The 14,292-nt window shown below is 35.7% G+C and carries 9 protein-coding genes; 7 read left to right on the top strand and 2 right to left on the bottom strand.

The features are described 5' to 3' along the window. Positions 1 to 90: 90 nt before the first annotated feature. A complete protein-coding gene (locus AC2A07_RS15100; RefSeq protein WP_484051085.1) occupies positions 91 to 888 on the bottom strand; it encodes a hypothetical protein in 798 nt (265 codons plus the stop codon). A 155-nt stretch (positions 889 to 1,043) separates the two neighbouring features. Here AC2A07_RS15100 and glgP point away from each other — a divergent pair, with 155 nt between their 5' ends. After that, on the top strand, positions 1,044 to 2,708 hold the full coding sequence (glgP, locus tag AC2A07_RS15095; protein ID WP_484051084.1) for an alpha-glucan family phosphorylase: 1,665 nt from the start codon (positions 1,044 to 1,046) through the stop codon (positions 2,706 to 2,708). A 68-nt stretch (positions 2,709 to 2,776) separates the two neighbouring features. Here the strand turns inward: glgP and AC2A07_RS15090 are convergent, their stop codons facing one another. Next, entirely contained in the window at positions 2,777 to 3,250 is a 474-nt protein-coding gene (locus AC2A07_RS15090) for a hypothetical protein (protein ID WP_484051083.1), read from the bottom strand. A gap of 118 nt (positions 3,251 to 3,368) precedes the next feature. On the opposite strand from AC2A07_RS15090, the gene AC2A07_RS15085 reads away from it, so the two are divergent. The 6 genes from AC2A07_RS15085 (at position 3,369) to recG (ending at position 14,157) form a co-directional block, all read left to right on the top strand. After that, positions 3,369 to 5,498, top strand: a complete 2,130-nt coding sequence (locus AC2A07_RS15085) for a S9 family peptidase (RefSeq protein WP_484051082.1) — start codon at positions 3,369 to 3,371, stop codon at positions 5,496 to 5,498. A 677-nt stretch (positions 5,499 to 6,175) separates the two neighbouring features. After that, positions 6,176 to 7,828 (top strand): peptide MFS transporter, encoded by a 1,653-nt coding sequence (locus AC2A07_RS15080; RefSeq protein WP_484051081.1) that lies wholly within the window; start codon positions 6,176 to 6,178, stop codon positions 7,826 to 7,828. Between the two features lie 133 nt (positions 7,829 to 7,961). Then, positions 7,962 to 9,680 carry a peptide MFS transporter gene (locus AC2A07_RS15075; protein ID WP_484051080.1) on the top strand — a complete coding sequence of 573 codons (1,719 nt, stop codon included), beginning with the start codon at positions 7,962 to 7,964 and terminating at the stop codon, positions 9,678 to 9,680. A 163-nt stretch (positions 9,681 to 9,843) separates the two neighbouring features. Continuing rightward, positions 9,844 to 11,355: a peptide MFS transporter gene (locus tag AC2A07_RS15070; RefSeq protein ID WP_484051079.1), complete on the top strand. Its 1,512-nt coding sequence runs from the start codon at positions 9,844 to 9,846 to the stop codon at positions 11,353 to 11,355. 30 nt (positions 11,356 to 11,385) lie between these two features. Then, entirely contained in the window at positions 11,386 to 11,919 is a 534-nt protein-coding gene (locus tag AC2A07_RS15065) for a thioredoxin family protein (RefSeq protein ID WP_314497719.1), read from the top strand. A 153-nt stretch (positions 11,920 to 12,072) separates the two neighbouring features. Continuing rightward, entirely contained in the window at positions 12,073 to 14,157 is a 2,085-nt protein-coding gene (gene recG, locus AC2A07_RS15060; protein ID WP_484051078.1) for an ATP-dependent DNA helicase RecG, read from the top strand. Positions 14,158 to 14,292 lie beyond the last annotated feature (135 nt).

The following is a 14,292-nucleotide window of genomic DNA, read 5'->3' as shown; positions in this document are numbered from 1 at the left end:
TTAAATTATAACCACTAAATAACGATAATATAAAATTATTTAATAAAAAAAATATTAATTTATTAAATTTCATACATCCAAATCGCCAAACTATTTAATACTCGTCATATTTCCACATAAATTTTCGAGATGAAAAATTTTATGAAATGGACTTTTCACCTCTTTCAAATGTTCTTTATCCTGAATGAATGTATACCTGGAAGCAAGAGAGTTCATATCCGAAACAATAACTAACCAACATTCGTCTACAGTTCTGTCGTAATAAGGAAATTTTTCATTTTTCTTCTCTATTAATTCTAAAATTTTCTCCGAACAGAGTTCGTCAAAAAGATTCATATTGTATTCGTGAGTAATAAAAACATTTCTCCGATGAGAAGATTTCCTGATTCCCCTGACACAGCCAACTGCTTTGTTCTTTTTAATACTGCTGTAAATATTCAGGATGATTTCCTTTTGCAGTTCGGGATGCTCAAATTTTAAATTCGTCTGAAATGATAAAAAATAAACACCACGATATTTCGTAGTGTCTTCCTCTTCCAACAGTATCTCTGCCTGACGGAATATTTTGTTAAGATTACTCTCAACTTTCTTCATTTCCAGATGATTGATCACTTCGGTCAGTTCTATTCCTATTTTCTTATTATTGAATTTTGCAATGAAATCCGGACTTTCACAGGTGAGGTTCTCAAAAGTAATATCAGGAAAATGATGCATAAAAGAATTCAGCAATAAGATTTCGGCTTTCTTTTTGTATTTCTCCCGTTCATGAAGAGGAGATTCATCTATAGTACGGTGATATTGTGCCATCGGCTTTTTTTTCAGATGACGATTAAGATAATACAAACTAAGATTCTTTATTAAATCTTCATCAGAAAAAACCTTTTTCATATTTGGAAGTTTTTGATTATCAAAAATTTATACTTAAAGGTAGCTAAAAAAAAGAATCAACCGATTCATTTAAAAATATTTATCATATAATTAATGTAAAGTTTATTTTGTTAATCAATACCTTTAAACCTTTAAACACAAAAATTGATTTTTTTATGGATTTTAAAAATTTTAAAATACCTTACAGCATCAACGAAAAATACTCTAAGAAAGTTGCTTATTTTTCTATGGAATTTGCTATTGAGCAGGTCTTAAAAATATATTCGGGTGGGTTGGGGTTTCTCGCAGGTTCGCACATGCGAAGTGCCTACAACCTTAAGCAGGATGTCATAGGGATTGGAATTCTATGGAAATTCGGATATTATGATCAGGCAAGAAATCATGATCAGACTTTACAGCCAACATGGACAAAGAAAATGTACAGTTTTCTTGAAGACACAGGAATAAAATTTCAAATTGAGATTCACAGCGCACCGGTCTGGGTAAAAGTGTGGTATCTGGATCCTGAAATTTTTCATACTGCACCCATGTTCTTTCTTTCCACTGACATCGCTGAAAATGATCATATTTCAAAAACAATCTGTCATAAACTTTATGACGCCAACGAATCAACAAAATTGGCACAATATATCCTCTTGGGTAAAGGCGGTGCAAAATTGCTGGATGAGTTCAATATTGAAAGAGAAGTATATCATCTGAATGAAGCCCATGGGCTGCCAGCAGCATTTCATCTACTGAAAAAATACAATGGAAACATTCAGAAAGTAAAAGAAAAATTAGTTTTTACTACCCATACTCCGGAAGAAGCAGGAAATGAAAAGCATAATCTGAAATTATGCTATGATATGTCTTATTTTTCAGGATTGAGCATGGAAGAAGCAAAAAAGATTGAAGGATCTGACGGTGAGCTTTTCAATCATTCCCTCTGTGCGTTGAAGATGTCAAGAATTGCGAACGGAGTTTCCCAGCTTCACGGCGTAGTTTCAAGAGCTATGTGGAGTAAATATCCGGGAATATGTGAAATTAAATCGATTACGAATGCGCAGGACTTCAAATATTGGGGAGACAAAGATCTTTATAATGCCAAAGATGAAAATAATGACACTATTTTTGATTACCGCAAAAAACTTTTAAAGAAGAGACTGTTTAAAATCGTTGCTGATCAAACCGGGAATTTATTTGATCCAAATATTTTCACAATCGTCTGGGCAAGAAGATTTGCTGGATACAAGCGTGCAGACTTGCTACTCCATGATAAAAACGGATTTTTTAAATTATTGAATAATCCTGAATACCCTGTGCAGATAATCTGGGCTGGAAAACCATATCCAATGGATTATTCTTCTATCTCTACTTTTAATACATTGGTTGAGGAAAGTAAAAATTATAAAACCATGGCTGTTCTTACAGGATATGAACTTTCACTCAGCAAATCCTTAAAACAGGGCTCAGATTTGTGGTTAAATAATCCAAGGGTTCCAAGGGAAGCGTCCGGAACATCAGGAATGGCTGCGGCCATGAATGGATCAGTCAATCTTTCTACGGATGACGGCTGGATTCCTGAATTTGCCAGACATGGTGAAAATTCTTTTGTTGTACCAAAATGTGATTACGAAAATATGAGTATTTACGAACAGGACAACTATGACCTGAACAAATTATACGAAATCCTTGAGAATGAAATCATACCGACTTATTATAATGATCAGAAAAAATGGCGAGTGATCCAGCAGAATGCCATGAATGATGTAAAGGATCAATTTGACAGTGATCGAATGGCTGATGAATACTATCAGATCATGTACAATCAAAACAAATAAAAAAATCGTCTGTGAAACATTTCACAGACGATTTTTTTTGAAAGTATACTTATATTCTAATCTGAAATTTAAGATTTCGCTGTAGAAACTCCAATTTCAAAAACGTGAGCGTTTTTAAGATATTTTGATCGTTCTCTTGAAGTAACTGATTCCAGCTGATCATTTTTAATAACGATGATTGGATCTTCTGTATTTTCGATTTCGAAACTGGCCAGATATCTTTCCTCCGGACCAGTTTTATCCTGATTAGCCTTGATCTTCTGCAATTCATCAGCATAATCTTTAAAACCAGGATCAGAAGAATGAATGAATTTATATTCTGCACCGGCATCAACATAGTAATGCGATTTTTTCTCAATCAAGCCAGCCTCTGAAGTTATTTGCGGGTTATCGTTTCCATCTTTAAAACCTACTTCCACTAAAGATCCGTTATGCTCCCGGGCATGTCTTTCAGCATCTTCAAAACTTGAAAAACCTGTATAAACAATTTGATCTTCCAGTTCATATTTATTCAGTTTCTGATCATGTGCATTTGTTTCCATAATTCTATTAATTTAATGTAACATGATACATTCAATTTTTCTGCCAAATTAACTTATGTAAAAGCTTTTTAAATGAATTTGATAAAATTGTTATCTTTGGATTCCTTTATTTTTAAAAATGAAAAAACTCTTACTTACACTTAGTCTAGTTGCGATACTGCAAAATATATCCGCACAGGAAATTACATTAGATAAAATATATTCAGGATATTACCGTGGAAAGGGAATCGCAGGAATAACATCCATGAAAAACGGTGAAACTTATCTGGTGATCGAACAGGGCGGAATTGCAAAATATTCTTACAAAACATCTCAGAAGGAAGGAAATTTAGTTGAAGGAAATTTCCAGAGCTATGAATTTTCCTCTGATGAATCCAAAATCCTTCTACTGAAAGACAGCCAACCGATCTACAGACATTCTTTTCTGGGAAAATTTGACATAAAAGATTTAAAAACAGGAAAAACGATAAACCTTAATGAAGGTAAATTTGTTCAGGAACCGAGATTCTCTCCTGATGCAACAAAAGTTTCTTTCATCGTTGATAACAATTTATTCTATCAGGATTTAAATTCCGGCAAAATCACGCAGATTACTCAGCACGGAGTAAAAAACAAAGTTTTAAATGGTTTGGCTGATTGGGTTTATGAAGAAGAATTCGGGCATGCAAGACTGTATGAATGGACGAAAAATTCCGCTGATATCTTATTTGTAAAACTGGTGGAAACTGATGTTCCTGAAATATACATTCCTATTTACGGCAAATCACTTTACCCTGGCGAAATGCGGTACAAGTATCCGAAAGCCGGAGAAAAGAACTCCGTTGCATCCGCACATATCTATCATTTGGCTGACGGTAAAAAAACAAAAGTCAATTTAGAGAACTTTAAAAATTACTATATTCCTAATGTTATTCAGACCAATGATGCAGATGAAATTGTTCTGATTACGTCACAAAGAACACAAAATGCATCAGATGTATTAAAAATCAATACAAAAACCGGAGAAGCAAAAAAACTGTTCACGGAAACTGATGATAAATGGATTGATACTGATAATGTAACGTTGGAATTCCTTGAAGACAATTCTTTTCTCTGGGCTTCAGAAAGAGACGGTTTCAGACATCTGTACTGGTTTGACAAAGACGGTAAATTAAAAAAACAGGTTACTAAAGGAAATTGGGAAGTAACTGACTATTACGGATACAATCCAAAATCAAGAGAAATTTATATTCAGACTACTGAGAAGGGAAGCATCAACAAAGTTGTTTCCAAAATTAATATTGAAAACGGAAAGACGAAGCTGATTTCAAATGCGGAAGGAAATAATTCGGCGAATTTCAGTAAAAATTATAATTATTTTATTGAAACCTCATCTGCTGCTTCCAAACCTTATTCTTATACTTTAAAAGATGGCAACGGAAAACAGTTAAAGGAACTTCAGAACAATGATGAACAGCTTAAAAAATTACAGTCTGATAATTTTACCGTAAAAGAGTTTATCACGATTCCTAACGAAGCCGGGGATCAGATGAATGCCTGGATCATTAAACCTAAAAACTTTGATCCGAATAAAAAATACCCATTATTCATGTTCCAGTACTCAGGTCCGGGTTCTCAGCAGGTGGCTAATTCCTGGGATAACGGAAATGCGATCTGGTTTGAAATGTTAGCACAAAAAGGATATATCATCGCCTGTGTGGATGGACGCGGTACAGGTTTTAAAGGATCGAAATTTAAAAAAGTAACCTATAAAAATTTAGGTAAATACGAAATTGAAGATCAGATCACAGCAGCAAAATGGTTTGGAGCTCAGAAATACATCGACAAAACAAGAATCGGAATTTTCGGCTGGAGCTTCGGTGGATATATGGCAAGTTTAGCAATGACCAAAGGCGCTGATGTTTTTAAAACAGGAATTGCCGTTGCTCCGGTAACCAATTGGAGATATTATGATTCCGTTTATACGGAAAGATTTTTGTTGACACCACAGGAAAACCCTGCAGGGTACGATGAAAATTCACCTACGACGTATGCTGGTTTATTGAAAGGAAAATTTTTATTGATCCACGGAACGGCTGATGACAATGTACATTTCCAGAATTCAATGGAGTTTTCTGAAGCTTTAATTCAAAATAAAAAACAGTTTGAATTTATGGCGTATCCTGATAAAAACCACGGAATTTATGGTGGACAGACAAGACCACAACTGTATCAGAAAATGACAGATTTTATTTTGGAGAATCTTTAATTTTAAGATTAAATTTAAACTATAAAATCCGAATCTCTAATATGAGATTCGGATTTTCATTTCCTATCCTTCCAATTTTCCGGATTTCTCGATGTATGAAAAACCGCTAGTACTTTTATACTATTCTCAGTCTCATAAACTGATAGTGAATTGCGTAAGGAATCTCTTTAATATAGCGATTCTGCTATCATCATATTTTACTTCTAAAGCTAAAGGATTTTCTCAAATGTAATTGATCTCTAAACAAAATTCTTTGAGGAAAAAACTCCATAATGTTTTATCGATTTTATTGTACCATTGATTTATTTACTTTAAATCAATCTTTACAAAATGACTATACTTAATTTCAGCTTTCACGCTCAAGGTCATTTAAAAAATCGTTCATCTCAGATTCAGAGATAAACTTTCGGTATGCTCCTAAGAATATTGCACCCTTATTCTAACTTCCTTCTTTTGCCATTCAGGAACGTCATATTGTTTATTATATAAATGCTTATACTTCAAAAAATCAATAAAATCATTTACCTGATATAAAATTGTTCGGGCAATGATTCCAGATTACTCTCAATATCTTTTAATGTGATTTCCATTTTCAATGCTTTATTTTACTCAAAGCTAATAAAATTCAATTATTATTTTAAAAATTTTATATTTGTCAAAATTGTAAAATTAAATCAATGAAAACCAAACACCCAAAAGGCCTTCCCTATTTATTCTTCACAGAAATGTGGGAGCGTTTCGGCTATTATCTTATCCTGGGAATCTTCGTTCTTTACATGATCGACAGTGAGAAAGGAGGACTTTCTTTTGACGATAAAAGCGCGGATGATATTTTCGGAACCTTTATCGCACTAACTTATCTTACTCCTTTTTTAGGTGGTTTTTTAGCAGACCGGGTTTTAGGGTATATCAAAGCGATCTACATAGGAGGATTTTTAATGGGATTAGGTTATCTTGGTGTCGGTCTGTTTAAAGAACTTCCCCTTTTTTATGCCTCTTTAGCTTTAATCATCATAGGAAACGGTTTTTTTAAACCGAGTATTTCTACACTGTTAGGAAATCTTTACAACGAAGAGCCTTATAAAGCCAATAAAGATGCTGGTTACAACATCTTCTACATGGGAATCAACATCGGGGCTTTTGTCTGCAATATTATTGCGGCATTCATGCGTAACAAGTATGGTTGGGGGCCTGCTTTTATGACCGCCGGTGTCGGGATGTTTTTAGGACTCCTGATCTTTACAGTGGGAAGGCAGCATATTCTGAAAGCTAATATTCTAAAACCTGTACAGGAAGGAGACACTAAAATTTCTGATATTCTGGTAAAGGTTTTTTTACCGGCAATCATCTTCGGGCTTATCGGATGGTTTATTCCTGAAAACATATTCGGAAGCGACAGTACAGACGCATTTATCTTTGCATGTGTTCCGGTCATCTATTTCTATGTCATGCTGTATGTAAAAGCAAATGCTGAAGATAAAAAACCGATTGGTGCCCTGCTTGCTATTTTTGCAGTCAGTTTAATGTTCTGGGCTGTATTCAAGCAAAACGGTACGGCGCTGACGCGATGGGCAAAAAACTATACCGACCGTACGATCCCTGCTGTATTGGAAAAACCTTTGGAGTCCATCTATTTAGTTGACAAGAAAGACTATAAAGATCAGGAAGTTTCTGTTTATGATGATCAGTATCAGACCAAAAAAGATGCATCAGGAAACATTATAAAAGAACAGGGAAAAGATATTTACTTCAGAAATATCTCTCAGGCTGAACGGACAAAACTGGAAGCAAACCCTTCGCAACAGGTTAATTTATACAATACAGAATTATTCCAGTCAATAAATCCCGGCTGGGTCATTGTGTTAACCCCTGTTGTGGTAGCATTTTTTATGATGCTCAGGAGAAAAGGAAAAGAACCAAGCACACCTTCGAAAATTGTTCTTGGACTATTTATATCTGCATTATCATGTCTGGTCATGGTGGGAGCAGTCTATGCCGGGCAGAATGGATTGGTGAAAGTCTCCGCATTATGGCTCGTTGCAGCTTATGGTGTTATTACTGTGGGAGAACTGTGTTTGTCTCCGATGGGATTATCTTTAGTTTCAAAACTTTCCCCACCGAGACTGACCGCCTTAATGATGGGAGGTTTTTTCCTTTCAACTTCTATCGGCAACAAGCTTTCAGGCGTTTTAGCCAGTTTCTGGTACGATTACGACAATAAAGCCAATTTCTTTATTGTGAATTTCGGTCTTTTGCTTTTAGCCACTCTTTTAGGCTTATCCATTTTGAAAAGACTTAATAAAATAATGAAAGAAAAAGGAGTCAACTAATTTTTTTATACTTTCAAATTACAAAGCTGTAGATTGTTCTGCAGCTTTTTTGTTTAAAATAAAAATTAAAACCTTGTCAAAAACTCAAAAAAAACTATATTTGCTAGTCTTAACAAAAAATTAACAATCAGATATGGATACAGCGGTTCAGTCGAAGACTAAACACCCTAAAGGATTATGGGTTCTATTCGGAACAGAAATGTGGGAGCGTTTCAATTTTTATGGAATGAGAGCATTGCTTACTTTATTTATGGTAAACTCTCTTCTTATTAAAGAAGCTGATGCGGCAATCATTTACGGTGGTTTTCTGGCCTTATGCTATCTAACGCCTCTTTTGGGAGGATTTATTGCAGATAAATACATTGGAAACAGAAATGCAATTTTAGTAGGAGGAAGTTTGATGGCATTGGGACAGTTGCTTCTGTTCTTCAGTGCATCTACATTTTCTTCTGATCTCGTAAGTGCAAAAACCTTGATGTGGCTTGCTTTATTCATCATTATTTTTGGAAACGGTTTTTTTAAGCCAAACATTTCTTCAATGGTAGGTAGCCTTTATCCGAAGCAGGAAAAATCTAAATTAGATTCGGCTTTTACCATTTTTTACATGGGAATCAACATAGGTGCATTTTTAGGACAGTTTATCTGTCCCTATCTAGGTGATGTCAAAGATGCTGATGGTGTAAGAGATATCTTTGCTTTCAAATGGGGATTCTTAGCTGCTTCTATAGCAATGCTTGTAGGTACAGTTACATTCTTCATCCTTAAAAACAAATATGTAGTGACTCCTGAAGGAAGACCTATCGGCGGTCTGCCAAAGAATAATACGAGTGATGATTTTGAAGAAGGAGAAACTCAGACTGCTAAATTTTCAGGTCAGAATATGGGAATTGCAGCTCTTCTATTTGTAGCTCTTTTCTTCGTTTTCAGATATATTTTAGTAGGAGAATTCGGATTCAGTTCTGTAGGAATGGGACAACTGATTAAAGGTATTATCTATCCTTTCATCTATGCTGCGGGAATTTCGCTGGCATTCCTGATTATGAGTTCGGCAGAAAATAAAATAGAAAGACAGAGAATCTGGGTAATCTATATTGTATCATTCTTTATTATTTTCTTTTGGGCAGCTTTTGAACAGGCAGGTTCATCATTAACTTTTATCGCAGATAATCAGACAGACAGAAATATTTTAGGCTGGAATATGCCACCGTCAATGGTTCAGATCTTCAACGGTTTGTTCGTTGTAGCACTGGCCTTACCTTTCAGTTTACTTTGGGATAAATTAAGAGCAAAAGGAAAAGAACCGGTTTCTCCGATGAAACAGGCAATGGGACTTGCTTTAATTGCTTTAAGTTATTTTATAATTGCATACAATGTAAAGGATTTAGGGAATACCGGTTTATTGGCCATCAAATGGTTAATGCTTTTATATTTGATCCAGACCATGGGAGAATTGTGTTTATCACCAATCGGACTTTCTTTAGTCGGTAAATTGGCTCCGAAGAGATTTGCTTCTTTGTTATATGGAGTTTTCTTTATTTCCAATGCAGCGGGTTATGCTTTAGCCGGTTCATTAGGAGCAATCATCCCTGCGACAGGAGATAAATTTGTAAAAGCTGAAAAACTGGGCGTGAACCTTCAGGATGTATTAGACAAAAAAGTAACTCTTACTCCCGAACAGGTTGCATTATTCGAAAAAGAACAGTTGCCTATCGCTAATACAACATTTGCCGGAGTAGAAATTCATAACCTTTTTGAATTCTTTATGGTATTTGTAGTACTTTGTGGAATTGCAGCCGTAATCCTTGCTATTTTATCACCAAGATTAAAGAAAATGATGAATGGCGTAAGCTAATGATCATTGAAAAAAAATAATATCTAAACCTCTGATTTTTTCAGAGGTTTTTTTTCTACATTCGTATGTGGAAGTTTTCAAGATTTTAAAATCTCTTTACCCCTAAAAATTGTGCCCAACTGTGTCACAAAATGAAATAACAATTAAATTCATTTTCAAACCCATGAACCTAACTTTAGACGAAATACAGAATTTCAAAGGGAAATATCCAAAACAAATCTGGTCACTCTTTTTCTCAGAAATGTGGGAACGTTTTTGCTTTTACGGAATGCGCGGAATGTTGGTTTTCTTTATGATCTCACAATTGAACTTCCATGAAAAAGAGGCTAACCTTCAATATGGAGCGACCCAGGCTTTTGTGTATGCTTTTACATTCGTCGGCGGACTTTTCGCTGACAAAATATTAGGATTCAGAAAATCACTTTTCTGGGGCGGACTGTTAATGATCGTAGGAAGTTTAATCCTCGCCGCAGACCCCCATCAGTTTTTCTTTCTGGGAATTGCATTTACCGTTGTAGGCACAGGTTTTTTCAAACCCAATATTTCTTCAATGGTCGGTCAGCTCTACAAACCCAATGACTCCAGAGCCGATGCCGGTTTTTCACTTTTTTATGCGGGAATCAACCTCGGAGCATTGTTAGGTGGCTATTTATGTATTGCGATTGGAAAGGGTGAACTTTTCGGCAGTATTATTTCTGAAAGCGTGAGATGGAATGTTGCGTTCGGACTGGCCGCCATTGTCATGGTTATCAGTTTAATCAATTTTGTATTTACACAGAGAAGTTTAGGAACTATCGGACTTCAACCCGGGCATCCCGACAACGAAATAAAGTCGGCACCCATGCCGAAGTGGAAAGAATACGGAGTGTATATTTTATCGCTCATATTCATCCCGCTCATCATGACCATGGTTTCAGTTCCTGAATACACCGATTATTTTATGCTGACCGTAGGACCGCTAACACTGATTTACCTTTTTTACGAAATGTCTAAAGTAACGTCTGCGGAACGTAAAAAACTCTGGGCAGCACTGGTATTCATTTTATTTTCCATCCTGTTTTGGGGAATTTATGAACAGAGCGGTGGTTCTTTAAGTATTTTTGCAGCGAAAAATTTAAATAAAGATCTTTTAGGGTTGGATCCGAATGGCGTCAACAATTCAGGAGGAGCTTTTTTTATTATTTTCCTGGCACCTATTCTTGGATTATTATGGATATGGTTGAGTAAAAGAAAAATAGAGCCGAACACCATTATTAAGTTTGGATTAGGATTTATTTTCCTGGGACTTGGTTATTATGTACTGTTTGCCACCCGCTTTTTTGCTGATCTGCAGGGAATCACTTCGTTAAATTTCTTTACAATAGCATTGTTGGTTATTACTTTGGGAGAGCTTTGTCTTTCACCCATCGGATTATCTATCATGACCAAACTTTCTACAAAAAATCTTCAGGGGATGATGATGGGAATGTGGTTTCTGGCCTCAGCTTATGGACAGTATGTAGCAGGAATCATCGGTGCAGGTCTGGCTACAGCAAAAACAGGCTCTACGAATTACGATGCATTGATAACATATACAGAAGGTTATAAGCAACTGGCTCTGTATGCAATAATTGCCGGAGTGGTATTGATTTTGATATCTCCATTAGTCAGAAAACTGATGCAGGAAGTAAAATAAAATTCCAATTGTCTGTACAAATAGCAAATCATGAAAAAAATATTAATCACATTATTACTTTTCTTTATCAGTTTTAATTTTGCACAGGTAAAGTGGATGACGATCGAAGAGGCTTTGACTGCGCAAAAAACACAGCCAAAGAAAATCCTGATTGACTTTTATGCAGATTGGTGCGGGCCATGCAAGATCATGGATAAAAAAACCTATGGCCATGCGGTTATTGCAGATTTTCTGAACCAGAATTACTATCCTGTAAAATTTGATGCAGAAGATAAAAGAACCATAGAAATATTCGGAAGAAGCTTTTCAAATGATAATAAAACGCACAAGAAAGGAAAAAATTCACTTCATGAATTTACCCGGTTTATGAATGTAGGAGCAGTTCCGAGCACTGTTTTTTTAGATGAAAACGGAGCCCCGATTACCATTCTGCAGGGAGAGCTTTCGGCGAAGGAACTTGAACCTTATCTGTCATTGATATCAAATAATCTGTATAAGAAAATAAAGACCAGACAGGAATGGGAAGATTTTCAGAAAAAATTCAAATCAAATATAAAAGATTAGGAAGCTATAGAAAGTGGTCCTTGTTTTTTGTTAACTGAAGCCATCTGAATTTTGTATCATCGGAAAATTAAAATAAATCATATCTAAGGCTTTCAGCAATGAAAGCTTTTTTTATTTGTAAATTTTCACGAAATTCGTGACTTTCGTACATCATTGACTTTAGAAACTCCCATAGAATATGTCAAAGGAATCGGTCCTGAACGAGCCAAACTTATTAAAAATGTGTTAGGGATATCCACTGTGGAAGATCTTTTACAATTTTATCCTGTCCGGTATATTGATAAAAATAAAGTTTATAAAATAGGAAGCCTTCAGGAAAACAATCTTGAAATTCAGCTGAAAGGAAAAATAAGTAACGTACAGGAAATCCACAATGGGAAAGTAAAGCGTCTGACTGCTAAATTCAATGATGATACCGGCAGTATGGACCTTGTGTGGTTTCAATATTCGAAATGGCTGAAAGAACAGCTCCCTTTAAACCGTGAAGTCTTTATTTTCGGAAAAATCAATGCGTTCAACAATCAGTTTTCGATGCCCCATCCTGAAATTGAACTGGACGAAAACAAAGAAAAAGACAATCGCCTGCGTCCTATTTATCCTGGCTCAGAGAAATTGACCAAAAGAGGTTTGAATCAGAAGTTTTTCCAGGTGATTCTAAGGAGTATCTGTAAAGAAATACCTGCTCTTATACAGGAAAACCTACCAGATTATCTGATGAACTCAATGAAATTACTTTCTCGGCAGCAAACCTATCTGAACATTCATTTTCCTGAAAATTCAGCATGGTCCGAAAAAGCAAATAACAGATTAAAATTTGAAGAATCATTCTTTTTCCAGTTGGGTTTCGGTTTAAAAAAAGTGCATCATAAAACAAAATCACAAGGGAATCCCTTTCCTGTCGTCGGTGATTTTTTCACCGGTTTTTATGAAAATCATCTGCCGTTTGAATTGACCAATGCCCAGAAGAGAGTATTAAAGGAGATTCGGTTTGATATGAAAAAGCCGATCCAGATGAACAGGCTTCTGCAGGGTGATGTAGGTTCCGGAAAAACAATGGTTGCTTTGCTGACGATGCTGATTGCCCTTGATAACGGATTCCAAAGCTGTCTGATGGCTCCGACTGAAATTCTTGCCCAGCAACATTACAGTGGAATTAAAGACCTTTTGAAAGACACGGAGATTAAAGTCAATATTCTTACAGGTTCTGTTAAAGCTTCTGCGAGAAAAATCATTCATGAAGAGCTGGAAAACGGTGAACTTTCCATTTTGGTGGGAACTCATGCCATATTGGAGGATAAGGTTAAATTTAAAAATCTCGGTCTTGCCATCATTGATGAACAGCATCGCTTTGGAGTTGCCCAACGGGCAAAACTTTGGGCAAAAAACAAAATTCCCCCACACATTTTAGTAATGACCGCAACGCCGATTCCAAGAACGTTGGCAATGAGTTTTTATTCTGATCTGGATGTTTCCGTAATTGACGAGATGCCGGTGGGAAGAAAGCCAATTATTACTGCTCACAGGAGAGAAAAAGACCGCACATTTGTTTATAATTTCTGCCGTGAAGAAATCAGAAAAGGAAGACAGATTTATTTTGTGTATCCGTTGATTGAAGAATCCGAAACCCTTGATTATAAAAATCTCATGGAGGGCCTGGAACATGTCATGCAGTCTTTTTCAGATTTTAATGTTGCGATGCTTCACGGAAGAATGAAACCTGATGAAAAAGATATTGCAATGAATTATTTTGCGTCGGGACAAGCTGAAATTATGGTTGCTACGACGGTAATCGAAGTAGGTGTTAACGTACCAAATGCATCGGTAATGGTAATTGAAAGTGCTGAGAGGTTTGGGCTGTCACAGCTTCACCAGCTCAGGGGACGTGTAGGACGTGGTGCAGAACAGAGTTACTGCATCCTGATGACCTCAGATAAATTATCCACCGAAAGCCGAACCAGAATTAAAACGATGACTGAAACCAATGACGGTTTTAAGATATCTGAAGTGGATATGCAGCTTCGTGGGCCGGGTGATATTTTAGGAACGCAGCAAAGTGGTGTTGTCGATTTCAAAAAACTGGATTTAGTGAATGACGCGGTGATTATTAAAAACACCAAAGATATTGTTGAAAAGATTTTGGAAGTTGATCCGCTCCTTTCGAGAACAGACCATCAGATCATTAAAAATTATTATCTGCAATATTATAAAGGAAAAAATAAATGGAGTAAGATTTCGTAAAAGGAGATTAGGAAAAACGTAATCAATCAAATAAAATTTGTTTGCCCCAACCCTAAAGGAGCAAATTTTATATCAAACTTAGTTTTATGATAAAATATTTCTTTTTTTTATTATAAATAGACATTCCACTTTCAA

This window comes from Chryseobacterium sp. HNCC26DJ238 (assembly GCF_057180465.1).
The sequence above is the reverse complement of the archived record's forward strand: the minus strand, read 5'-3'. Positions and strand labels throughout refer to the sequence as shown.

Excerpts from the sequence above, each read along its gene's own strand:
- AC2A07_RS15080 (WP_484051081.1), top strand. The coding sequence starts at position 6,176 with ATGAAAACCAAACACCCAAAAGGCCTTCCCTATTTATTCTTCACAGAA.
- AC2A07_RS15100 (WP_484051085.1), bottom strand. The coding sequence starts at position 888 with ATGAAAAAGGTTTTTTCTGATGAAGATTTAATAAAGAATCTTAGTTTG.
- AC2A07_RS15075 (WP_484051080.1), top strand. The coding sequence starts at position 7,962 with ATGGATACAGCGGTTCAGTCGAAGACTAAACACCCTAAAGGATTATGG.
- glgP (WP_484051084.1), top strand. The coding sequence starts at position 1,044 with ATGGATTTTAAAAATTTTAAAATACCTTACAGCATCAACGAAAAATAC.
- AC2A07_RS15070 (WP_484051079.1), top strand. The coding sequence starts at position 9,844 with ATGAACCTAACTTTAGACGAAATACAGAATTTCAAAGGGAAATATCCA.
- AC2A07_RS15085 (WP_484051082.1), top strand. The coding sequence starts at position 3,369 with ATGAAAAAACTCTTACTTACACTTAGTCTAGTTGCGATACTGCAAAAT.
- AC2A07_RS15065 (WP_314497719.1), top strand. The coding sequence starts at position 11,386 with ATGAAAAAAATATTAATCACATTATTACTTTTCTTTATCAGTTTTAAT.
- AC2A07_RS15090 (WP_484051083.1), bottom strand. The coding sequence starts at position 3,250 with ATGGAAACAAATGCACATGATCAGAAACTGAATAAATATGAACTGGAA.